Annotated in this window: 15 protein-coding genes; 7 read left to right on the top strand and 8 right to left on the bottom strand. The window is 55.7% G+C overall.

Features of this window, described 5'->3' with window-relative positions; translation table 11 throughout:
* Entirely contained in the window at positions 1-2,031 is a 2,031-nt protein-coding gene (uvrC, locus tag G439_RS0103655; protein WP_022867834.1) for an excinuclease ABC subunit UvrC, read from the bottom strand.
* Between the two features lie 158 nt (positions 2,032-2,189).
* Here uvrC and glnA point away from each other — a divergent pair, with 158 nt between their 5' ends.
* The 4 genes from glnA to G439_RS0103675 all read left to right on the top strand — a co-directional run bounded on the left by glnA (position 2,190) and on the right by G439_RS0103675 (position 8,288).
* A complete protein-coding gene (gene glnA, locus G439_RS0103660) occupies positions 2,190-3,614 on the top strand; it encodes a type I glutamate--ammonia ligase (RefSeq protein WP_022867835.1) in 1,425 nt (474 codons plus the stop codon).
* 149 nt (positions 3,615-3,763) lie between these two features.
* Positions 3,764-5,608, top strand: a complete 1,845-nt coding sequence (locus tag G439_RS0103665; protein WP_022867836.1) for an AMP-dependent synthetase/ligase — start codon at positions 3,764-3,766, stop codon at positions 5,606-5,608.
* Positions 5,609-5,668: 60 nt separating this feature from the next.
* Positions 5,669-7,585 carry an AMP-dependent synthetase/ligase gene (locus G439_RS0103670; protein ID WP_026459357.1) on the top strand — a complete coding sequence of 639 codons (1,917 nt, stop codon included), beginning with the start codon at positions 5,669-5,671 and terminating at the stop codon, positions 7,583-7,585.
* Positions 7,578-8,288, top strand: a complete 711-nt coding sequence (locus G439_RS0103675) for an SDR family oxidoreductase (protein WP_022867838.1) — start codon at positions 7,578-7,580, stop codon at positions 8,286-8,288. Before G439_RS0103670 ends, G439_RS0103675 begins: the two co-directional genes overlap by 8 nt.
* Before the next feature lie 70 nt (positions 8,289-8,358).
* Here the strand turns inward: G439_RS0103675 and uvrA are convergent, their stop codons facing one another.
* Complete coding sequence (uvrA, locus tag G439_RS0103680) at positions 8,359-11,223, bottom strand: excinuclease ABC subunit UvrA (RefSeq protein WP_022867839.1); 2,865 nt, start codon at positions 11,221-11,223, stop codon at positions 8,359-8,361.
* 57 nt (positions 11,224-11,280) lie between these two features.
* On the opposite strand from uvrA, the gene G439_RS0103685 reads away from it, so the two are divergent.
* Positions 11,281-11,559 carry a YciI family protein gene (locus tag G439_RS0103685; protein WP_022867840.1) on the top strand — a complete coding sequence of 93 codons (279 nt, stop codon included), beginning with the start codon at positions 11,281-11,283 and terminating at the stop codon, positions 11,557-11,559.
* A gap of 108 nt (positions 11,560-11,667) precedes the next feature.
* On the opposite strand, the gene G439_RS11055 is transcribed toward G439_RS0103685, so the two are convergent.
* From G439_RS11055 to coaE, 4 genes are all read right to left on the bottom strand, one after another.
* Positions 11,668-14,076, bottom strand: a complete 2,409-nt coding sequence (locus G439_RS11055) for an HAD-IC family P-type ATPase (protein WP_022867841.1) — start codon at positions 14,074-14,076, stop codon at positions 11,668-11,670.
* 28 nt (positions 14,077-14,104) lie between these two features.
* Positions 14,105-15,151: a TerC family protein gene (locus G439_RS0103695; RefSeq protein WP_022867842.1), complete on the bottom strand. Its 1,047-nt coding sequence runs from the start codon at positions 15,149-15,151 to the stop codon at positions 14,105-14,107.
* Positions 15,152-15,431: 280 nt separating this feature from the next.
* Positions 15,432-17,513: an excinuclease ABC subunit UvrB gene (gene uvrB / locus G439_RS0103700; protein WP_022867843.1), complete on the bottom strand. Its 2,082-nt coding sequence runs from the start codon at positions 17,511-17,513 to the stop codon at positions 15,432-15,434.
* A gap of 62 nt (positions 17,514-17,575) precedes the next feature.
* Positions 17,576-18,235: a dephospho-CoA kinase gene (gene coaE / locus G439_RS0103705; protein ID WP_026459358.1), complete on the bottom strand. Its 660-nt coding sequence runs from the start codon at positions 18,233-18,235 to the stop codon at positions 17,576-17,578.
* 102 nt (positions 18,236-18,337) lie between these two features.
* On the opposite strand from coaE, the gene brnQ reads away from it, so the two are divergent.
* On the top strand, positions 18,338-19,696 hold the full coding sequence (brnQ, locus tag G439_RS11060; RefSeq protein WP_022867845.1) for a branched-chain amino acid transport system II carrier protein: 1,359 nt from the start codon (positions 18,338-18,340) through the stop codon (positions 19,694-19,696).
* 178 nt (positions 19,697-19,874) lie between these two features.
* Here brnQ and rpsA read toward each other — a convergent pair whose 3' ends face one another.
* Both rpsA and polA read right to left on the bottom strand, forming a co-directional pair.
* Positions 19,875-21,314: a 30S ribosomal protein S1 gene (gene rpsA / locus G439_RS0103715; protein ID WP_022867846.1), complete on the bottom strand. Its 1,440-nt coding sequence runs from the start codon at positions 21,312-21,314 to the stop codon at positions 19,875-19,877.
* A 181-nt stretch (positions 21,315-21,495) separates the two neighbouring features.
* Positions 21,496-24,234 carry a DNA polymerase I gene (polA, locus tag G439_RS0103725; RefSeq protein ID WP_022867848.1) on the bottom strand — a complete coding sequence of 913 codons (2,739 nt, stop codon included), beginning with the start codon at positions 24,232-24,234 and terminating at the stop codon, positions 21,496-21,498.
* Between polA and G439_RS11065 the strand changes: the two genes are divergently transcribed.
* Entirely contained in the window at positions 24,233-24,712 is a 480-nt protein-coding gene (locus tag G439_RS11065; RefSeq protein WP_022867849.1) for a PaaI family thioesterase, read from the top strand. The genes polA and G439_RS11065 overlap by 2 nt on opposite strands.
* The last annotated feature ends 21 nt before the right edge of the window (positions 24,713-24,733 follow it).

Genomic DNA, 24,733 nt, shown 5'->3' on the forward strand with positions numbered 1-24,733 from the left:
TCAATCTCCTTCGCCAGATTCGGCCGTAGGTTGGGGATTCAACGAGGACAAGACGGTCGCTGCAAGTTTCTCACCAAATCCCGGCACTTGTGCCACTTCTTCAACACTGGCTTGCCGAACACGCTTGACTGACCCAAATTTTTTGAGCAACGCGGCTTGACGTGACGGCCCCAATCCGGGAATGGAATCGAGCACGGATCGAGTCTGGGTTTGAGCACGTCGTTTTCGATGCTTAGTAATGGCAAAACGGTGCGACTCATCGCGTAGATATTGGAGCAGATATAACCCAGGCGACGTACGCGCAAGAATCACGGGGAATTCCTCACCCGGAACCCACACTTCTTCGAGTCGTTTAGCTAAACCCACTACCGGCACGTCCATTCCCACTTCGTCAAGGGCTCGACGCGCAGCATTGACCTGAGGAAGACCTCCGTCAACAACAACCAAGTCAGGTCGATAAGAGAATCGTCGAGGCCTGCCCGTAGTGGCGTCCACGGGACCCGATTGAAAAGCAACTCCGTCCTCGTCTTCGCCACTCATCCCAGATTCTTCAGCCAACAGACGTGAGAATCTGCGCCGCAAGACCTCATCCATAGCAGAGGTGTCATCGGGTGTGCCATTGCCATCAACACCGCGAATATTGTAGGTGCGGTAGGCATCTTTACGAGGCAAACCATCCTCGAAGACCACCATCGACGCAACTTGATTTTCTCCCTGCGTGTGGGACACGTCGTAGCATTCGATCCTCAGTGGAGCCGCCGGTAAGTCCAACTCTTGAGCTAACTCTTCGAGAGCTTGAGATCGCTGCGTCAAATCTCCAACACGTTTGGTCTGATGCAACGTGAGGGCTTGGCGAGCATTCTGAGCAACGGTTTCCATCAGATGTGCCTTGGGCCCGCGTTGAGGTACGTAAACCTTGACCCTGGCTCCTCTCAGCTGTGTCAACCACTGGGCGATCACCTCGTTGTCTTGAGGCGACACCGACACGAGAATCTCACGCGGAACAGCATCGGTGGGAGTATGAGCAACATCGTCTACGGAGGTTGCACGAGACTGCCCCGCAGGGCGGCCGCGCAAAGGCTGGGGCGCTGCGGGAACAGCCGAATACACCTGCTCAAGCAGCTTGGTCATGAGGCCGGCCTCGTTCGTGTCATCCGCACGGTCGATAACCCAGCCGCGCGTGCCCCGGATCCGGCCCCCACGCACGTGGAAAACATGCACCGCCGCATCAAGTTCATCACTGACGAGGGCGAACACGTCCGCGTCCGTTCCATCGTCAAGGACAACAGCGTTGCGCTCCAGAACATTCTTCAAAGCTGCCAGGTCGTCGCGTAGCTTCGCGGCACGTTCAAAGTCCAAGGACTGAGCAGCCTCGACCATGTTCTTTTCAAGGTCGCGCATGTAGGGACCGGTTCTGCCCTGCATGAACTCGCAGAGATTCTCAGCCAATTCACGGTGGTCTTCTTCGCTGATGCGATCCACGCAAGGAGCCGAACATTTATCGATGTAGCCAAGCAGGCACGGCCGCCCCTGAGCTTTGGCTCGCTGGAAGACACCCGCCGAGCAGGTACGAACGGGGAATACTCGTAGTAGTTGATCGATGGTTTCGCGGATCGCCCACACCTGCGTATAGGGTCCAAAGTAACGAGTCCCGCGTCTTTTCGATTGACGCGTGACATGCGCTCGCGGGTAGTCCTCGTTCATGGTGATGGCCAGATACGGGTAGGACTTGTCGTCCTTATACATAACGTTGAATCTGGGATCGAATTCTTTGATCCAAGTGAATTCGAGGGTGAGGGCTTCGATCTCGCTATTGACAACTGTCCACTGAACTTGACAGGCAGTGGTGACCATTTGCTGGGTGCGAGGATGCAAGTTTGACAAGTCTTGGAAATAGTTAGTGAGTCGGTTGCGCAGGTTCTTCGCTTTGCCGACGTAGATCACGCGTCCTTGTTCGTCGATAAAGCGGTAGACGCCCGGCGAGGTCGGAATCTGCCCGGTTTCCGGCCTGTATGTTGCGGGATCTGCCATGACGACCAGCCTAACGTGGAGTGCATGACACCTACCACTTCGCGGATGGTTCAGTTCTTTAGACCCTCACACTGCCTATACTGTTCTTGGCCCCAGGTTTAAGTAGTTTTGACCTTGAGCCGGGCCGTCGACCATCACGAGTTCCAAAAAGGACATTCATGTTCACTTCCAACGAAGAGATCACCGCTTTCATCGCCCAGGAAGGAGTCGAATTTATCGACGTCCGATTCTGTGACGTGCCAGGGGTCCAGCAGCACTTCACCATCCCTGCCGATGAGTTCCTTGACGGAGCCCTTGACGACGGCCTCATGTTCGACGGATCCTCGATCCGCGGATTCACGCAGATTCACGAATCCGACATGAAGCTCATAGCCGACATCAGCTCAGCTTTCATTGATCCTTTCCGCGTGGCTAAAACCCTCGTCATCAACTTTTCTATCGTTGATCCCTTTACCGACGAACCTTTCTCTCGCGATCCCCGCCAAGTTGCCGCCAAAGCCGAGGCATATCTACGTTCAACGGGCATTGCCGATCAGTGTTTCATCGGCGCTGAAGCCGAGTTCTACCTCTTTGACGATGTGCGCTACCAAGTCAGCCCAAATGAGACGTTCTTCTCCGTGGATTCCCCTGAGGCCTACTGGAACACTGGCCGCAAGGAAGAAGGCGGCAATATGGGCTATAAGGTGCCAATCAAGGGCGGGTACTTCCCTGTTGCTCCCAATGACATCTACTGCGATGTCCGCGATGAAATGGTCCACAAGCTCGCAGCATCGGGGCTCAAGATCGAACGCGCTCACCACGAGGTCGGTGCCGGCGGTCAGCAAGAGATCAACTATCGTTTTGCATCTTTGCAAAAGGCTGCTGACGACATGATGAAATTCAAGTACATCATCAAGAATACGGCTCTCGAGTTCGGCCACTCCGCAACTTTCATGCCCAAGCCCCTTTTCGGTGACAACGGGTCGGGAATGCACACTCACTTCTCACTGTGGAAAGAAGGTGAGCCTCTGTTCTATGACGAGCGCGGCTACGGCTCCCTATCTGATACCGCACGCTGGTTTATTGGTGGGTTACTTGCTCACGCACCCGCACTCTTGGCATTCACTAACCCATCAGTGAACTCTTTTAGGCGCCTTGTCCCCGGTTTCGAAGCCCCTATTAACCTTGTTTATTCGGCTCGTAATCGCTCTGCATGTATCCGCATTCCGGTAACAGGTACGTCACCAAAGGCCAAGCGTGTCGAGTACCGCGTGCCCGATCCCTCGGCGAATCCCTACCTTGCTTTTGCCGCATGTCTCATGGCAGGAATTGACGGTATCCGACGCAGGATTGAACCTGCGGCTCCAATCGACAAGGACCTGTACGAACTGCCCCCTGCCGAATATCACGACATCGCTAAGCTCCCCTCCTCCCTTGAAGCAGCTCTGGACGCTTTACGTGCGGACCACGACTTCTTGACCGAGGGTGATGTCTTCACCGCTGACCTCATCAATACCTGGCTCGATTACAAAGAGGCCAACGAGGTTGCCCCCATGCGCATGTATCCACACCCCTACGAGTACCAGCTCTACTACGATCTGTGAGGTGCTGATACTCCATTGCTGATCCCGGGATGTGATTCATTCCGGGATCACGGCTTTCCGCGTGCCTGATCACTGGCTGAACATTCCCCGGATAGAGTCATTCCATTCAAGAGTTGAAACTCTTCAACTCCACAGCCAAGGAGGCCGATGTGAAGCGACTGCGCGACGGTTCGTACACCGAAGAACTCAAGTACAAGCTGTCCGAGGTGGACACAATCCCCTCGATGCTCATCAAGCGTGCAACAGCCCGCCCCACCCAGGTAGCCATTGAGCAACGCACCGGAGTTGGAACAACGCGGTCTGTAACAGCAGCCGACTTGCAGCGTCAAGTTGAAGACACCGCCCGCGGCCTCATTGGCATTGGTATTCAACCCGGTGAAGCCGTCGCAATCCTGGCGGCAACCTCCTTCGAATGGCTTCTCCTGGATCTGGCCGTTTTATCCGTCGGCGCAATCACCGTTCCTATCTACGAGTCAGATTCTGCCAGCCAAATCCGACACATTCTCTCCGATGCCAACGTCGTCCAGGTTTTCACTGCGACGAGTCAACAAGCAGATCTCGTCGAATCTGTGCGCACCGACGAAGTTCGTTCAATCGACCCATTGGATCGCGGAGCTATGCGGACGCTTGCCCAAGCGGCGCAACGCGTCGACCCGTGCGAGGTCGAAGCTCGACGCGCCAATATTTCAAGCGAGGATATCGCCACCGTCATCTACACCTCCGGTACCACAGGCGTACCCAAGGGCGTCGTCCTGACGCACAAGAATTTCGTCGGTACCACCGAGGGCGCTCGCCAAGTTCTTGGGGAAGTCATTGACTCCCCAAAGACTCGCATCCTGCTGTTCTTGCCCGTCGCCCACGTCCTCGCACGCCTCGTCATGCACGCAGTGTTGTCAGGACAGGGAGTCATTGGATTCTCGCCCGATATTAAGAATCTTTTACCCGATATTCAGTCCTTCAAACCGTCGGTACTTCTTGTGGTTCCGCGGGTGCTGGAAAAGGTCTATAACGCTGCAGCAGCTAAAGCAGGTGGCGGCATTAAAGGCAAGATCTTCTCCTGGTCCGCCAAGCAGTCCCGTAAGTATTCACATGCAAGCCACTCCGTCCTCGGCCCCTCGCCAGCAACTCGTATGCGCCACCGTGCAGCCGATGCTCTTGCCCTCAAGAAGATTCGGGCTGTCTTAGGCCCGAACCTTAAATACGTTGTTTCAGGTGGTGCTCCCCTAGCTACTGACCTCGCGCATTTCTTCTCGGGCATGGGCTTGACCCTTTTGCAAGGCTATGGTCTTTCCGAAACCACGGGCCCCATCGCAGTCCAGCATCTCGATTCCAACCCCGTGGGGACCGTCGGCCCTGTCCTGCCGGGTAACTCCCTGAAGATCGCTCGCGATGGTGAGATCCTTGCCAAGGGAGTCTCTGTCATGGACGGCTACTACCACCTGCCTGAACAAACTGAAGAAGCGATGCCTGACGGATGGTTCCATACCGGTGACCTGGGCTCTATTGACCGTAAAGGCCACCTGACAATCACTGGACGAAAGAAAGAACTCATTGTCACCGCTGGGGGCAAGAACGTTTCCCCCGGCGTCCTCGAGGATTCCTTGTCTACTCATCCTCTTCTAGCAAATGTCATTGTGGTCGGTGATAACCGGCCCTATATTGGCGCTCTGTTCACTTTGGATCCCGATATGTTGCCCGACTGGTTGACTCGACATAATTTGCCCATTGTGGACGCCGTGGCAGCCGCGGAATTGCCGCAAGTGCGTCAATCACTTGACCGTGCAATTGCGCGGGCAAATAAGCAGGTATCCAGAGCTGAATCGATTCGACGATATCGGATTATCAACGCAACATTTACGGTCGAAAACGGTTACGTCACCCCGTCAATGAAACTGCGCCGCTCTAAAGTGTTGGCAGACTATGCGGCCGAAATTGATGCACTTTACCAAGAAGGAGAATCGGCAACTTCGAAGGAGCGTCGCCGCAAGGGCTGATTCTTTCCGATACCCTCGATGGGGCTGCGCCTCGGCGGCCTCGCAATGAAAGGCGTCATGATGGCGGTACGTAGACTCGCTGATGGTTCCTGGGAGTCCTCGGCCGGCAGGAAAGCCCAGTCCGACTGGAACCTGCCCAAGATGATCCGTAATCGAGCAGCTGAGCATCCCGGTCAGATCGCAATTGAAAAGCGCGATCAAGTCGGAACATGGAGACCCATCACCATTGATAGGTTTCGTGACCATGTCAATGACACTGCCCGAGGGCTTGTGGGTCTAGGCCTGCAGGCTGGCCAACACATGGCAATCTTGGCCCCAACCTCGTATGAATGGGCACTCTTCGATATGGCTGCGCTGTCGTGTGGAGCCATCACCGTCCCCATTTACGAAACCGACTCGGCTGCACAGATTCAACATATTCTGACCGACGCCAATATCCGTATTGTCTTAACAGCAACAAGCCAGCAGGCTGAACTCGTTGAATCAGTCAAAGTCGACCAGACGACCTTGGTTTTGTCATTAGACCGTGGAGCCGCACGAATTGTGGCCGAAGCTGCTCGTGGGATCAGCCAAGAGGTCATTGACGAACGTGTCGAAGCGCTTCGCCTTGAAGATCAGGCAACCATTATCTACACCTCGGGTACTACGGGTATTCCCAAGGGCGTCATCCTCACTCACGCCAACTTCATTGAAACAGCAATACAAGCATGGGACATTCTGCCCTTCATTATTGGTGATACGAAGTCGCGTAACCTGCTCTTCCTTCCGGTGGCCCACGTCTTAGCTCGTTTTGTGATGTACGCAGTATTGTCGGGCAATGGCGTGATCGCTTTCTCCCCCGATACTCGTAATCTTGTTGATGATATTGCGACCTTCAAACCCACCATGCTCTTGGCTGTGCCACGCGTTCTGGAAAAGGTTTATAACGCCGCCGCAGCAAAAGCTGGCGGCGGTTTCAAAGGCAAGTTGTTCTCCTGGGCGGCTCGCCAATCTCGGCAGGTCTCAAAGTCAACGGCTTACGTGGAATCCCTAGTCGAAGCTGACGAGACGGGTGGCGTATTGCCCGATACAGTCCCAGTTCCGGACCCATCCGGCATTCCCTCACCCGGCCCATCGGCCCTTTTGAAGGTTCGCTACGGTGTGGCCGATGCGTTGGTCCTCAAGAAGGTTCGCGCAATTCTCGGCCCCAATCTGCGCACGGTCATCTGCGGAGGCGCTCCCCTGGCTCTTGACTTGGCTGACTTCTATCGTGGTCTGGGAATTGAGCTCCTGCAGGGCTACGGATTGTCGGAAACGACCGGCCCCATTGCAGTTGAACTGCCCGAGGACTTCCCGCCTGATTCTGTGGGCTTCCCTTGGCCGGGTAACCGGATGAAAATTGCCGAGGACGGGGAGCTACTCGTGCAAGGCGTCAACGTCTCCCCGGGTTATCACAACCTGCCAGAAGAAACCGCCAAGGCCTTTGTTGATGGGTGGTTTAAGACCGGTGACCTGGCATCCATTGATGACACTGGACACCTGCGTATTACCGGCCGTAAGAAGGAACTCATTATTACGGCGGGAGGAAAGAATGTGTCTCCCGGAGTCCTTGAAGAATCCCTCTCCACACACCCCCTGGTAGCCAACGTCGTTGTTGTTGGAGACGGCCGCCCCTACATTGGTGCTCTCATCACCTTGGACACCGAGATGTTACCCAACTGGCTGCAAACTCATGGTATGCCTGTGGTCGACTCTGCTGCGGCAGCCGAACTACCGCAAATTCGTGCCTCTTTGGAACGGGCAATCGCCCGAGCAAATAAGCAGGTTTCTCGGGCTGAGTCAATTCGGCGCTACCGCATCGTCAACGCCGAATTCACAGTTGAGAACGGTTACATGACTCCGTCTTTGAAACTCAAACGCAATATTGTTATCCGCGATTTTTCTTCTGAGATTGACGCCCTTTATGCCGAGGGAGAGGCGGCTGCCAAGAGTGAGTGATGTATCGAAGCGCCCGGTGGCTCTCGTTACCGGAGGCTCACGCGGCCTTGGACGAGCCATTGTTGATCAGCTGAGCCGGGATTTCCATGTCGTTATTGGTGGTCGAAGCGCCGCCTCTGTTCATGAGGTCGCAGCCACACTCCCCCACGCTTCGGCCTTGGTTGCTGACCTGACCGACGGCAAGGATATCGAACGCGCCGTTGCTTCGATGCTCGAGGACACGAGCGGACGTTTGGATCTGCTCGTTCATAATGCCGGCGTATGCCACCTTGATCACGCCGATGGTTTCGACCGCAATCATTGGATTGATTCTTTGTCTCTCAATGTTGTTGGGGTCGCTCAACTCACCTCCCTGCTGCTGCCAGCACTGAGGGCACAGCACGGACAGATCATCATGATTAACTCAGGGGCAGGCCTGCGAGGTTTTTCGGGTACAGCGTCCTATTGCGCATCCAAGTTCGCGCTGACGGGTTACACGCAGGTACTACGCGAAGAAGAACGAGGCCGGGTTCGGGTCACGTCGATTCATCCGGGTCGCATCGATACAGATATGCAGAAGTCCATGCACGTGGCCATGGGCCGCGACTACGATGCCGATGCTCACCTCAATGTTTCCGACGTTGCGCGTACCGTCCGCTTGACGGTGGACCTGCCAGCTGACGCCAATATTGATGAACTCTCCGTTCGTCCTTTCGGCAAGTAGCTGCAAGGAGATGCGCGCAAAGCCAAGTATTACGAGGCACTGTCAATCTTGCGTCTGTGTAGCTACTACGTCAGCTTGCGGAAGCAATGAGCTTGTGTTCGCGTTCGAAAGCTTCTTTGAGGTACGCACCGGTGAAGGATTTTTCGATCTCGCATACCTGCTCGGGAGTTCCTTCTGCGATCACCGTGCCGCCGCCAGCGCCGCCCTCGGGTCCCATGTCAATAATCCAGTCGGCGGATTTAATGACGTCGAGGTTGTGTTCGATAACAATGACCGAATTGCCCTTGTCGGCCAAGGATTGCAACACCATGAGGAGCTTGCGAATGTCCTCAGAATGCAAGCCGGTAGTCGGTTCGTCCAACACATAGACTGTGCGCCCAGATGAGCGTCGTTGAAGTTCTGATGCGAGCTTGACGCGCTGCGCTTCGCCTCCCGATAACGTTGTTGCCGACTGTCCAAGGCGCACATAACCGAGCCCGACCTCAACGAGAGTGTTCAGGTGACGTGCAATTCGCCCGATAGGAGCGAAGAACTCCGCCGCCTCAGCGATGGGCATATTGAGAACATCCGCCACAGACTTACCCTTGTAGAGGATTTCCAAAGTTTCCCGATTGTATCGGGCACCATGGCAGACCTCGCACGGGACATACACGTCCGGAAGGAAGTTCATCTCAATTTTGAGGGTGCCATCACCTTTACAGGATTCACAGCGCCCACCCTTGACATTGAAAGAGAAACGCCCGGGACCGTAACCACGAACCTTTGCCTCCTGTGTGTCAGCAAAGAGTTTGCGAATCTGATCCCACACGCCCGTGTAGGTCGCCGGATTCGAACGAGGTGTCCTGCCAATGGGTGATTGGTCGACATGGACGACCTTTTCTAGGTCCTCGGTTCCTGTGATTGAACGGTGGCGGCCGGGAACCATGCGTGCGCCGTTGAGTCGCGCAGCTAGTGAACGGTAAAGAATCTGATTAACGAGGGTGGATTTACCTGAGCCAGAAACACCGGTGACCGCTACGAAACATCCCAGAGGGAAAGAAACGGTGACGTCTTGCAGATTATGTTCCCTGGCTCCGTTAACCGTAATGACACGTTCGGGGTCCACATCACGACGGGTGGCTGGGGTTCGGATTGCGCGTTTGCCTGACAGGTACTGGCCTGTCAGCGACTTCGTATTCTTCTTGAGTGCTTCCAGGGTGCCTGAGTGAACCACCCATCCACCGGATTCGCCAGCTCCCGGACCAATGTCAACGATCCAGTCGGCAGCCTCCATAGTTTCTTCGTCGTGCTCAACAACGATGAGGGTATTACCCAGGTCTCGCAGTCTCTTCAAGGTGGCGATGAGTTTGCGGTTATCGCGCTGATGCAAGCCAATCGATGGCTCATCAAGGACATACAAAACCCCCACCAGACCCGAGCCGATCTGGGTTGCCAACCTAATGCGCTGGGCCTCCCCACCAGAGAGCGTTCCAGCCCCACGTGACAAAGTCAGGTAGGACAATCCAACGTCAATGAGGAAGTCGAGGCGTGCATGGATTTCTTTGAGGATCGGCTCCGCGATCGAAGCTGCCCTCGTTTCCAGTTGCAGGTCGGTCAAGTGCTCGCGGGTCTGACTAATTGAAAGGTCGGATAGGGCGGCAATTGACAGTCCATCAATAGTGACAGCGAGAACTTCGGGACGCAGACGAGCCCCCTTGCATTCCGGGCAAGGAACCTCGCGCATATACCCATCCATACGGTCCTTGACCGTTTCGGATTCAGTTTCCTCTTTCTTGCGTTCGATGTAGTTAACGACGCCCTCGAAACCCGTGGTATAGGACCGTTCCCTCCCCCACCTATTGCGGAACTTGACCTGGACCTCATAGTCCTTGCCGTACAGGATTGCTTCGCGAGCCTCTTCGGGCAGATCCTTCCACGCGGTGTTGATGTCGAATCCCAATTCTTTACCCAGGGACGCCAGGAGCCGCTTGTGGTACTTGAAGTTGGAGTTCCAGGGGATGACGGCCCCCTGCGCCAAGGTCAGCTCCTCGTCGGGGACCACCAAATCTGGATCGATTTCCAGCTTCGACCCCAGTCCCGAACAGGTTGGACATGCGCCGTAGGGAGCGTTAAAAGAAAAGGTTCGAGGTTCGATCTCTTCCAAAGTCAGTACATGGTCATTGGGACAAGCTCGTTTTTCTGAATAGCGTCGGCGCCGGTCTGGATCATCCTCGTCTAAGTCCACGCAGTCAATGACTACCAGTCCATCAGACAATCGCAGCGCAGTCTCTACTGAGTCTGTGAGACGTTGGCGCATTCCTTCACGCACAACAAGGCGATCAATGACCACCTCAATGGTATGACGTAGTTTGCGTTCAAGTTTCGGCGCGGAGTCAAGACGAACCATCTCCCCGTCGATGATGGCTCGCGTGTATCCGCTGGTTTTCAGTTCGTCGATCAGATCCTGATATTCGCCCTTGCGGCCACGCACCACCGGCGACAAGACCTGGAACTTCGTACCATCAGCCATCGTGCGAACGCGGTCAACAATCTGCTGAGCCGTCTGCGCCTGAATCTGAGCCCCGCATTGAGGACAGTGGGCAGTGCCAGCGCGCGCGTACAACAATCGCAGATAATCGTGCACCTCGGTGATGGTGCCGACGGTTGAACGCGGGTTACGCGACGTGGACTTTTGGTCGATTGACACGGCCGGCGATAGCCCTTCAATGAAATCGACATCTGGTTTGTCCATTTGGCCGAGGAATTGGCGCGCGTAGGACGACAGTGATTCAACGTATCGGCGCTGGCCTTCAGCGAAGATGGTGTCGAAAGCAAGGGAAGATTTGCCCGAACCGGATAGCCCAGTAAAGACGATCATCGCGTCTCGGGGTAGTTCGAGGTCGACGTCCTTGAGGTTATGTTCGCGGGCGCCATGGATAATCAGCTGATCGTGCACTCTTCGATCCTACCCATCGGGCTTCCAAACGCCTCGGCGAAGGGTTAGCGTTAGGGCATGGCATATTTCGCAATCGAATACGTGTACGACACTACCAAGGGCCCGCAAATGGATGAGGTCCGCCCCGAGCACCGTGCTTTCCTTGGTTCCCTATGTGAGGAGGGAAAGATCGTTGCCTCCGGCCCTCTGGTTGATCAGGGCCGTGCCCTCATTCTTTTCAACGCTGACAGCCCCGAGGACGCCCTGACAGCTCTAGACGCAGACCCCTTCTACACGAACGGTTTCATCCTTGACCGGATTGCTCGTCAGTGGGATCCGGTGATCCGAAGCTTCTGAGCGGACTTTAAGAACTTTTCGCTGATCTCGTCTCATAGCCTCAGCCGCACATTGGGCGCTCGCGTTCAATGTGCGGCTCGTTGTCGTTTCCGATTGTCTACGGAAAAGTCACAGACCCGCGCCAGAGCGTTGATCCGCTAATTCATGTTCACGCTGGGCTTGCTCATGTGCGCGTCGGTGGTAAGCGCGGTGGGCGACCTCGATCAGCATCGCAGCAACCACGCCGCCAGCGGCGATCATCACCCACTCAGACGAAGACGGCCACGCTAACGCGAAGAATGAGCGGATCGATGGGAGAAGTACTCCGACGAGAGCAATCACAATCATCGACGCGATGAGCCCAATCCTCCATCCCTCCAGGGGCCTGGCCGTAATGGATAGGAGCCACAGAGCCCCGATCGTCAAAGACAAAGCTGCTGCTGTGCGCCCGTCCACCTGTGCCGGCCCGACAAGAGCATAGACGGTTAACGCCACAGCACCTAGAGCCATCCCCGACGGTATTGCCAAGGACAACGTTCGTCTCAAAAAGCCAGGAACATACCGGCGTGGATTGGGCGCTAGAGCAATGAAGAATCCTGGGATACCGATGGTGAGAGCGTCGACGTAGGTAAAGTGGCGAGGCAAGAAGGGGTAAGCCCAACCAAGAATCGCACACATGATGACGAAGATTGCCGCGTAGCACGTCTTGGCGAGAAAGAGCGCCGAGACTCGTTCCATATTCGCAATGATTCTTCGTCCCTCTGCCAGCACACCGGGCAAAACTGAGAACTTCGAGTCGACGAGGACGATCTGTGCGACGGCCTTTGTTGCTTGCGCACCGTTGCCCATGGCGATACCCAGATCGGCATCTTTGAGTGCCAAAGCATCATTGACACCATCGCCGGTCATTGCGACGCAGTGACCGCCTGCTTGCAGTGCCCCCACCATGGCACGCTTTTGTTCGGGCGTCACCCGTCCGAAAATGTCGTGAGTCAGGACCGCTTCTTGGAACTCATCGGAGAGCACGTCTTGAGGAAGATCTCGAGCATCCATTGCCCGCGGCGGAGCTCCACCGGGAGCTTGCAGTCCAGCCTGCGTAGCCAGAGCGGCAACGGTGCCCGGATTATCGCCTGAGATGACGCGCACATGCACGCCCTGGCCTCGGAAAAATTCCAAAGTTTGGGCAGCGTCATCACGAAGATCTTCTTCGAGGACGACAAGCGCTGCCGCTTGTCGCACCCCAGGCATCACTTCTTCACTGGGCTGTTCATCGCATCGGACCAATGCGACAACACGCAGGCCCGAGGCTGCGATCTGCGATGCTTTGTTGATTGCTTCCTGGTTCTGGTCGGTCAGTAGCAGTTCGGGAGCTCCCAGCATCCACGACGATTCTGGCGTTCCCCACGCCGACCATTTGCGTGCGGAAGAAAAAGGAATTGCCCAGAAATCCGTGTCCGATTCGCGCGCTGGCCTTCCATCAGACAAGAAGTCATCAATGGCCTGGGCGGTCGCGTTCGTGCGGTCTTGAGCCAAAGCCGACAAGGCCGCGCCCGTCGCCCTCGTATCCCCTAAGAGGTCTATGACTTCGCGTACCCTGATGCGCCCAGTCGTCAATGTTCCCGTCTTGTCTACGCATAGGGCGTCGACTCGGGCTAGAACTTCCACAGCGGGCAATTCTTGGACCAGTACTCCCCTGCGTGCCAGGGCGGCTGAGCCGATCGCAAAGTTCATCGAAGTCAATAAGACCAATCCCTGTGGGATCATTCCGACAACCGATGCAACACCCAAAACGATGGCACCGCGCCACCCTCCAGTTGCTTCGTCGGCAATGCGTGCTTGCGACCAAATCGTCAAAGTCACCACAGGAATAATCAGAGCGGAGATCACGCGCAGGACGGAGTTAATGGACTGTTGAATTTCCGATGTGGTGCGTTGGAACTTGCGCGCCGCCCTCGATATACCTTGGGCGTACATATCATCGCCCACGGCATCAGCATGAATCACCGCACTACCGGCAGTCACGGAAGTACCCGCCAGAACGGAATCACCCGCCGCTTTTTTGACGGGCTTAGACTCTCCCGTCAACATCGATTCATCAACCTCAAGCCCCGACGATTCCAAAACTGTGCCGTCCACACAGATTTGGTCGCCCAACGCCAATTCGAGGACATCGTCGAGAACGACCTCCTCCGTACCAATGTCTTGTGCAACACCGTCACGTCTGACCCGCGCAGTGGGGGCATCAACAATCGCGAGGGCGTCGAGGGTACGTTTGGCGCGCCATTCGGAAAAAATACCGATGATCGCGTTGAAAATCATCACCCCGCCAAAGACCACGTCCTGAATATGTCCAAAGACGAGGACGAGGCCGATGGCAACCACCAAAATCGCGTTGAAAAGGGTGAAGACATTTTCACGAATAATGGAAGCAATCGAACGTGACGACTTTTGTTTGACGTAATTCGTCTGCCCCGCAGCCACGCGGGATTCAACCTGAGCACTGCTCAAGCCTTGTGACTGTGTGGGGGCTGACTGCATTAAAACCTCACTTCGTCGGTGTAGGAGATCAAGAGCGCGATTCGATTTGTTTCTCCGCCAACTCAATACCAGAGTCGACCTCGTACGTCTTCTGTTTCTTCTTTGCCGCCCACAGTGATGCGACAACAGTCAGGATAACCACCACGCTAATAAAGCCAAGTGAGAAGCTCGTCGTAGGCTCAGGAATAAGACTCCAATGCTCACCGCCATTAATGAAAGGCACTTCGTTCGTGTGCAGAGCGTGGTTAACCAGCTTGAAGCCAATGAAGCCCAGAATAATTGCCAGGCCATAGTGCAGGTAAATGAGGCGGTCAAGCAAGCCATCAATGAGGAAGTAGAGCTGACGTAATCCCAGTAGCGAGAAAGCGTTTGTCGCGAACACCAAGTAGGGCTCGTCGGTCAACGAATAAATTGCCGGAATCGAGTCCACCGCGAACATGACGTCAGTGGTACCAACGGCGATAATGCACAGCAATAGGGGCGTGACAAAAGTTTTGCCTCCGTGGCGGTAGAGCATCTTTCCACCAACAAAGCCATCCGTCATTGGGATAACGCGTGCCACCATCTTGACGAATCCCGACGGTACGTATTCCTCGTCATGTTTCTCATCCGGGTCTTCTACTCCCTCACGAGCCTGCGAGATCGCAGTCCACAACAGGTAAGCGCCGAAGATGTAGAAGATCCACGAGAAGTTCTCAATGAGCGCTGCACCAGCCAGGATGAACACCAGGCGTAGAACCAGGGCAATAATGATGCCCGCCAGCAACACCTCTTGCTGGTATTTCCTGGGAACTTTGAATGAGGAAATAATGATGACGAAGACGAAGAGGTTATCAACCGACAAGGACTTCTCGGTGATGTATCCAGCAAAGTACTGCTGACCGTATTCACCGCCCCAAACTCCCCAAACAATGAAACCGAAAACGATGGCCATCGCGATGTAGGCAATCGACCACCAGGCCGCTTCTTTCATCGTCGGTTCGTGAGGAGTTTTGACGTGGCCGACAATGTCGACCGTAATCATGGTGAGAATGACTACTGCTAGGCCAATCCAGCCGAGCACATGAACGTCCACAGGTGTATTCCTCCGGTACGGGGTCACGGGTACCGGAGGTCTCCTTCCGCCGAATTTCTTAGATAACCGTTATGCGGTTACCAAGGCATTGGCCTGCAGCGCCGGAGGACAACCGGCATCGAAAATGCCTGCTATCCGACGTGATGACGACACTGCCGTTGGTGGAAGTACTCCCCTCCGTTTGGGCACTTCTAGTTTATCGGGCACCGCGGCGATCAGCCCGCTAGGAACACCCCTTTGAAGGTGTGATTCTTCCCCAAGTCACTTCACCGTCACCGGTTCAGTTGGCTCGCTTCATCTGACGCAATTCCTTCTTCAAGTCCTCAATCTCATCTCGCAGCCTCGCAGCCACTTCGAATTGAAGGTGCTCAGCAGCTGTCATCATCTGAGCTGATAACTCTTCAATGAGGCCCGCAAGGTCGGTTTGTGCCTCGGCTCCACTACTACGGGTTGTCTGGCTTCCCGCAGCCTTGCGAGCGGAGGCGGATTTTTCTTTGCGGTAGCCGCCCTCGAGCAATGATTCGGTATCGATCTGCTCGCGGGCCAACATGTCGGTGACATCAGAGATCTTTTTACGCAGTGGCTGTGGGTCAATGCCGCGTTCAGTGTTGTAGGCGATCTGAATCTCACGGCGGCGCATCGTCTCAGAGATCGCTGCCTGCATTGAGTCGGTGATGTTGTCGGCGTACATGTGGACCTCACCCGACACGTTTCGCGCCGCACGACCGATCGTCTGGATGAGAGAGCGAGTGGAGCGCAGGAAACCTTCCTTATCAGCATCAAGAATGGCAACCAGTGACACCTCCGGAAGATCAAGGCCTTCGCGCAGAAGGTTGATTCCCACAAGCACATCGAACTTGCCTTGACGCAACTCGCGCAGCAACTCAACTCGACGCAAAGTATCGACGTCGGAGTGCAGATATTCAACGCGGATGCCGCGTTCAGCCATATAGGTTGTCAGATCCTCAGCCATCTTCTTCGTCAGCGTGGTCACGAGGACACGTTCGTCCTTTTCAACCCTCACACGAACTTCTTCTAGAAGATCGTCAATTTGTCCCTGCGTCGGTTTAACCACGACCAACGGATCAACCAATCCGGTCGGCCGAATGATCTGTTCAACAACGCCATCAGACCGGTCCAGCTCATAGTCACCAGGAGTGGCAGATAGATACACGGTCTGGCCGATGCGTTGCGTGAATTCATCCCACTTCAACGGCCGGTTGTCCATGGCCGATGGCAGCCGGAAACCATGATCAACCAAAGTGCGCTTACGGGACATATCGCCCTCGAACATCGCACCGATCTGAGGAACCGTCACATGGGATTCATCAATGATCAGTAGGAAGTCATCGGCGAAGTAATCCAAGAGAGTGTGCGGCGGGGTCCCAGGTCCTCGCCCGTCAATGTGCCTCGAGTAGTTTTCAACTCCCGAGCAAGCGCCAATCTCGCGCAGCATCTCCAAGTCATAGGTGGTGCGCATGCGCAGACGCTGCGCCTCCAATAACTTGCCTTGCTTTTCAAACCACGCCAGCCTTTCGGCCAACTCGTCCTCTATAGATTCCAAGGCACGGCGCATACGTTCTTCGCCAGCAACATAGTGGCTCGCTGGGAAAAGGTATGTATGGTCGACCTCGTCAATAACGTCGCCCGTCAGCGGATGCAGGACAGACAGCGCATCAATCTCATCTCCAAACATTTCAATACGGATGGCGAGTTCCTCATACACCGGAATAATTTCAATGGTGTCCCCGCGCACCCGGAACGTACCGCGAGTGAAAGCCAAATCATTACGAACGTACTGCATGTTGACGAAGGCGCGTAAAAGATCGTCACGGTCGATCACCATGCCGCGGCTGAGCTCAACCATTCGGGCAACGTATTCTTCAGGAGTACCAAGGCCGTAGATACAGGACACTGATGCCACCACGACCGTGTCACGTCTGGTCAGCAGATTATTGGTTGCGCTGTGTCGGAGGCGTTCAACCTCATCGTTGATGGATGAGTCCTTTTCGATAAAAGTGTCCGTCTGCGGGATGTAAGCCTCTGGCTGGTAGTAGTCGTAGTAGGAGACGAAATACTCAATCGCATTCTTTGGGAGTAACTCGCGGAACTCGGCGGCCAGCTGAGCAGCGAGGGTCTTATTGGGTTCAATGACCAAAGCTGGACGTTGCAGTTCTTCAATGAGCCAAGCAGTAGTCGCAGACTTGCCTGTGCCCGTGGCACCCATGAGGACCACATCCTGCTCCCCATCGCGAATGCGGGCAGCCAGTTCTTTAATGGCCTTGGGCTGATCGCCAGAGGGCGTGTACTCAGAGATCACCTGGAAGGGGTTTTCCTGGCGCAAAATCTGCTTATTGCTCACAGGTCAACCGTAGGGCAAAAGGCTCAGACATGCTTGAACGTGATGGTAGATCTCAGGCAAGGTCACAACCATGCGCCATGCATGCGAAGCATCAATTCCACGAGATCCTTGCGAGATCCCGCATTGTCGATCCAAATGGATGCAACCGCGCGACGTTGTTCCAGCGTTGCTTGGGCATTGATTCTGCGCAGAGCATCAGCGCGGCTCAAACCACGCTCAGCCAATCGATCGAGGCGCGAGTCGATCGGTGCATCAACCACGATCACTGCGTCGAATAACTCGGCGTATCCATTCTCAACCAGCAAAGGAACATCGTAGACGGCCAGCGAACCTTGAGGGGCCCCATTGAGAATAGACCAGGCTCGGTCCGAGATCAGGGGGTGTGTGATTTCGTTGAGAGCTTGGCGCGCGGCGGGATCATCAAAAACCAAGGCGGCCAACCTCGCACGATCCAGCACCTCGTCATCAGTCAGGATCGTCCGGCCAAAACGCTGGACAAGGAGCGCCAAACCCTCGGTGCCAGGATCGACCACCTCGCGGGCAATCTTGTCCGCATCGGCAATAACGGCTCCCAATCCAGCCAAGGCTGTGGTCACCGATGACTTGCCCGCTCCGATTCCTCCCGTCACTCCTACAATCGCCCTAGGCCCCTCACCCGAGCGTCTGCGCGTTGGTCGGATCAAGTAAGCGCTAGCACCGCCCTCGTACATTGTGTTGTCCACGATCCGACCCTAAACCATCCGGATACCACTTGTTTTGGAGGACTCCGCAGGACGTGCGAAAATTCGTCAAGTTCCCGAGATTTAGACAAGCGAAGAGGCTCCGTGACTGCCACAAACCATGCCGCCGCAGGCAGTGAAAAATCCCGATCAGGCACCGCAGCGTTAATCGCCACATCGCTCACGCTATTCTCCATGTTCTTTGGTGCCGGAAACCTCATCTTTCCGCCCATCGTCGGTGCAGCAGCAGGCACTAACTTTGTCCCAGCGATCACCGGATTCCTCCTGGGCGGCGTCGCCCTACCCGTCATTGCCATCGTCGCAATTGCCCTGTCGGGAACAGATCTGCGCGATCTTGCCTCACGCGGAGGAACGCTCTTTGGCATCCTCTTCTCATGTCTGTCCTACCTGGCAATCGGGGCTTTCTACGCCCTGCCCAGAACAGGAGCCGTATCCTTCTCTACAGCAGTGACCCCGCTTACCGGCTGGGAATCACCCGTGGCCTCAACGATCTTCAACGGCCTATTCTTTGCCCTCGCTCTCTACCTGTCATGGAATCCCAAGCAACTCATCGACAAGCTCGGCAAGATTTTGACCCCCGTGCTGCTGGGGCTCCTTGCGTTGCTTGTCGTGCTCTCTCTCATAGGACTACCGACAACCCAGGCCGCGCCAACCGCCGGATACGTTGATTCTCCTGTCGTCTCTGGACTATTGGCTGGGTACATGACAATGGATTCGATTGCTGCCCTCGCCTTCGGCATCATCGTCGTGACTTCGCTGAAGCGAACTGGCGGAGGAATTGGAGCAAAGATCCTCAAGCGAACAGGTCTAGCTGCCATCATCGCAGGAGTATTGCTCGGCTTGGTCTATGTAGGACTCGGACTTATCGGGAGCACGATGCCCGACGGCCAGGGCTATGCCGACGGCGCCGCATTGCTCTCCGATGCTGCGGGGATCACCATGGGCACAGCGGGCAGAGTTGTTTTCGGCCTCATTGTTTTAACAGCGTGTATGACGACCGCTGTTGGTCTACTCGCTGCCTCGTCTGAGTTCTTTACCCGACTTATTCCTGGCATCGCCTACAAGACCTGGCTTTCTGCCTTTGCGGTCGTGTCATTCGTTTTAGCCTCGGCAGGGCTCAACATGGTGTTGAGTGTGGCAGCTCCCATTATCGGGTTCCTCTACCCCATCGGTATCACAATCGTTTTCGTGACTATCGTGACGCACCCTCTACGCATGTCTACGCCAGCTCTGTGGGCGTTTCGCATGAGTGTCTGGACGGCAACACTGTGGTCGGCCGCCACGACGCTGGCCAGTAAAGGAATAGCGACCCACATGATCGAAGCACTCGTGCAGTGGTCTCCGGGCCAAAACCTTGAGCTCGGCTGGATCGCCCCTGTCTTGGTCGCGTTTGTCATTGGACTGGTAGGTGACTTTGTGGGACGGGATAACCCGCAAAAATAGACACAGTCATTCACTCTTCATCCCTGCACTAAGTGCAAAATCCCCGAGAATAAGCCATTCTTGCCCAACACTAGATCTCAGTATCGCGACTGTGTCTAATTCTGCGGGTGATACGTTGAGGGCCCGAAGGATTTTCCTTCGGGCCCTCAAGGTTCACTCAGTGACTAAGCACCGAGGATCAGCCGTTGTTGGTGAGCTTCTCACGCAGAGCGGCAAGAGCCTCATCGGAGGCCAGGGTGCCTTCATTGTCCACCGGTGTGGAGTAGGAAGCCTGCTCTTCGACGGTCGGAGCAGCTTCGGCATCCTCTTCGGCAGCCTTGACGACCTGAGCCTTGTGGGCCTCCCAGCGGGCCTGAGCCTCTGCGTACTGGGCTTCCCAAGCCTCACGCTGAGCCTCGAAGCCTTCCATCCACTCCTGGGTTTCGGGATCGAAGCCCTCGGGGTACTTGTAGTTGCCGTCGTCGTCGTACTCGGCGGCCATACCGTAGAGCGAAGGATCGAATTCGTCGGAAGCCGGATCCACACCCTCGTTGGCCTGCTTGAGCGACAGGGAGATGCGGCGACGCTCCAGATCAATGTCGATGACCTTCACGAAAGCGTCGTCACCAACCTTGACGACCTGGTCGGGCAGCTCGATGTGACGCTGAGCCAGCTCGGAGATGTGGACGAGGCCCTCGATGCCATCCTCGACGCGAACGAACGCGCCGAAGGGAACGAGCTTGGTGACCTTGCCGGGAACAACCTGGCCGATGGCATGGGTACGGGCAAATGCCTGCCACGGGTCTTCCTGGGTGGCCTTGAGAGACAGGGAGACGCGCTCACGGTCCATGTCGACATCGAGAACCTCGACGGTGACTTCCTGGCCAACCTCGACAACCTCGGACGGGTGATCGATGTGCTTCCAGGACAGTTCGGAGACGTGCACCAGGCCATCCACGCCGCCCAGATCAACGAATGCGCCGAAGTTGACGATGGAGGACACGTTTCCGGTGCGAACCTGACCCTTTTGCAGGGTATGCAGGAAGTTAGTGCGAACCGTGGACTGAGTCTCTTCGAGGTAAGCGCGACGCGACAGAACAACGTTGTTGCGGTTCTTGTCGAGTTCGATGATCTTGGCCTCAAGCTCACGGCCGATGTAGGGCTGCAGATCACGGACACGACGCATCTCAACCAGGGATGCGGGCAGGAAGCCACGCAGACCAATGTCGATGATCAGGCCGCCCTTGACGACCTCGATAACGGTGCCGGTGACGACGCCTTCATCTTCCTTGACCTTCTCGATCTGACCCCAGGCGCGCTCGTACTGTGCGCGCTTCTTGGACAGGAGCAGACGGCCTTCCTTGTCTTCCTTCTGAAGAACGAGAGCCTCGACCTGGTCGCCAACGGCGACAACATCATCGGGGTTGACATCGTGCTTGATGGAAAGCTCACGAGAGAGGATAACGCCCTCAGTCTTGTAACCAATGTCGAGGAGGACCTCATCGTGGTCAACCTTGACGACAGTGCCCTCGACGATGTCGCCATCGTTGAAGTACTTGATGGTGGCGTCGATGGCGGCAAGCAGGTCTTCTTCGGTACCGATGTCGTTAATTGCGACCTGCGGCGTGTTGGTGGTCATGTAGTTGTGTCTCCGAAACGGACTGAATAGTAGGTGGATATGTCAGATGCCCAGCAGTTCTTCGTATTGGATACACGAGACCCAAGGCACCGTGGATAAGTCTAACAGCCGAAAAGCAGCTCGGAGAACCATGTAATGCCACCAAAAAGTGGGGTACGTCGCGAAATAGGTCGAGCACTGGTCAGTGCGCAGCATCCTTCCACGAGCGGCCCACCCCTACCGCAACATCAAGTGGCACATCGAGTTGCACAGGTTCGGCCATCTTCACACGCACGATCTGCTCGACCTTGTCTCGTTCACCCGGGGCCAATTCGATGAGCAATTCATCGTGGATTTGAACCAAAACTCGCGAAGCTAGTCCCGCAGCGGCTAAAGCATCAACAACATCAACCATAGCGATCTTCATAATGTCTGCGGCGCTTCCCTGAATAGGAGCATTAAGCGCAGCCCGCTCAGCCATTTCACGTCTCTGCCGATTATCAGAACGCAAGTCGGGCAGATAGCGGCGCCTACCCAGCATCGTCTGCGTATACCCATCCCGACGAGCTTTTTCCACGAGGGAATCCAGGTAGTTACGCACACCGCCAAAACGTTCGAAGTAACGATCTCGCAAGGCCGCCGCCTCGGGGACAGGAATCTTGAGCTGGGCTGACAGGCCGTACGACGACAATCCGTAAGCCAACCCGTACGACGTTGCTTTGATGCGCGAACGTTGCTCGGAGGTGACCTCATCTACCGCGGTATCAAAGACCATCGCAGCCATCGTGCGGTGCAGGTCCTCACCGGTGTTGAAGGCCTCAATCAATCCGCCATCACCTGATAGGTGAGCCATCAGACGCATCTCAATCTGCGAGTAATCGACACTCATCAGACTGTCAAAACCAGATCCGGCAACGAATCCTTCGCGTATCCTCATGCCATCTTCACTGCGTGCGGGAATGTTTTGAAGGTTCGGCTCCGATGAAGCCAGCCGACCAGTGGCTGCTGCCACCTGAGAAAAAGTCGTATGGATACGCCCGTCGGGTTGAATCGTGGCGCGCAGGGAATCAACCATCTGTTTGAGCTTGATTCGGTCCCGATGTGACAACAAATATTCAAGAAACTCGTGGCCAGGTCCTCCCTGATGCACTGTCTTGACCCACAGATCCTGCAGTGCCTCGGCGTTGGTGGTGTAACCGGTCTTCGTCCGCTTCGTTTTGGGTAGGCCTAGATCTTCGAAGAGCACCTTTTGTAGTTGTTTCGGGCTCGAAAGATTGACTTCGACGCCAAGAACCTCGTAGGCCGCTTGCCGCGCAGCATCGACATCGGCGCCCAGTTCCGCAGACAGGTCGTCGAGGACATCAGAGTCGACAGCGATACCGATCTCTTCCATCCCTGCCAAAACACGAGATACGGGTTGTTCCAGGTCCGTCAGAAGCTCAACGCCGTCAGATTCTTCAAGCTCCTGGCCAATACGCTCACGCAATGTCAAAAGAAGTCCCGCAATATGGGCTGCGTTGCGTTGAGCCTGTGATGGTCCTTCCTGCGGCGCGTCGGTAATGTCAAAGAGGACGTCAGATGATTGGGATTGCGCGGCCTCAACATCAATACCGAGATAGCGTCGCAGCAGATCTTCGACGGCGTACGAACGTTGATCGGGATGAGCAAGGTAAGCGGCGAGTTGGACGTCAAAACCTGGGTCCGCCAATTTCCACCCTTGCGACGCCAAGGCGTGACGTAAACCTTTGGCGTCGTGGACGGTTGAGTCGGCATCCTTGGCGAGGAGCTGAGCGACGTGCGCATCCTGCGTTGGCGTCAATTCGGCAGGATCAACGACGAGGACGCTTCGCGCGCCTGCGATAGCGAGGACGCGAACCTGTCCCCTTGCTGCTTGCATCTGGCCATCCCCCCATAGCGAGAGGCGGCCTTGGTCATCACTCCACTGGGAGATATCGGTTGTTTCATCTACGAGGACAAGTGGCTTGTCGGCCTCGTGGTCATCGGCAGGATCATGGAAGCCTGCCTGGGGCGCCTCATCGACACCGATCCCCGCTGCGCCGCGAACCCGCGACCGAAGGTTATTGAACTCGAGGGTGTCGAAAAGAGACTCAATTGCGGTCATATCCGTAGATCCGCGTTTAAGGTCATCAATTTCGACTCCGACATCGAGGTCGGTCAGCAAATGGTTGAGTCGACGGTTGCGTTTGACATTGTCGATATTGTCACGCAGTGCTTCGCCTCGTTTTCCACCGATTTCGTGGGCGCGATCTAGGAGGTTATCGAGGCCATCGAATTTGTTAATCCATTGGGCTGCGGTCTTGGGTCCCACCCCGGGCACACCTGGCAGATTGTCGCTGGTTTCACCCACGATAGCGGCAATTTCAGGGTAGCGATGCGGGGGGACTCCATACTTGTCCTCTACCGCTTGAGGAGTCATCTGGCGCAGGTCACCAGGGCCTGTTCCCGGGTAGAGCACCGTGACAGATTCATTGACTGTCTGAAAAGAATCCCTGTCGCCCGATACGACGAGGACGCGCCGCCCAGACAGGTCGCCTCGGTGCGCCAACGTTGCAAGGATATCGTCGGCCTCGTAGCCGTCCTTCGTCAGTGAGACGATTCCCATCGCCTCAAGTACCTGGCGTATGAGTCCAATTTGTCCCTTAAATTCCTCAGGGGTTTCGGCCCGTGTTCCCTTATATTCAGGGTATTCGTCGGTTCGGAACGAATGGCGCGAGACGTCGAAGGCAACGGCAATATGTGAAGGCTGTTCATTTTCGAGGAGCCGGATCAACATCGTGGTAAATCCGTACACGGCATTGGTGTGTTGCCCTGTAGATGTTACGAAGTTGTCGGCCGGCAGGGCGTAGAAGGCACGGAAAGCCATCGAATGGCCGTCGATAATCAGCAAAGTCTCACTCACACATGACACCCTAGATGCCATGACCGATGCAGACCGAATGAACCGTGACCCAATCTCATCTGATCCGCCGTCCTCGCACCGCGATAACGCTGATTTGGGTCAAGAGTTTGATTCACGAACATTGATGAGTCGAATGGGAATGAAGCTTGTTGAAGTGGATCCGACTCGCACTGTGGTGTCGATGCCGGTGGCAGGAAACACTCAACCTGCAGGTTTTCTACACGGTGGAGCCAGCGCCGCTCTTGTCGAAACTGCAGCATCTCTGGCAGCAAGCCAACATGGCCTCCAACTTCGCCCGGACGCCCCACTGGTGGCCGTTGGAACAGAACTTTCAATCAGCCACGTGGCGTCGGCGCGTGATGGCTGCATCCGCGCAACCACCAGCGCCGTCCATCTTGGCCTCTCATCAACCGTTCACACAGTGGAAGTAACCGATGAGAAGAATCGTTTAATCGCGACGGCCCGCGTGACCAATCGTCTGCTTGATCCGCGCCGCTGAGCACCCAAAGATCATCGATCT

This window comes from Schaalia vaccimaxillae DSM 15804, from assembly GCF_000420425.1.
Lineage (GTDB): Bacteria > Actinomycetota > Actinomycetes > Actinomycetales > Actinomycetaceae > Pauljensenia > Pauljensenia vaccimaxillae.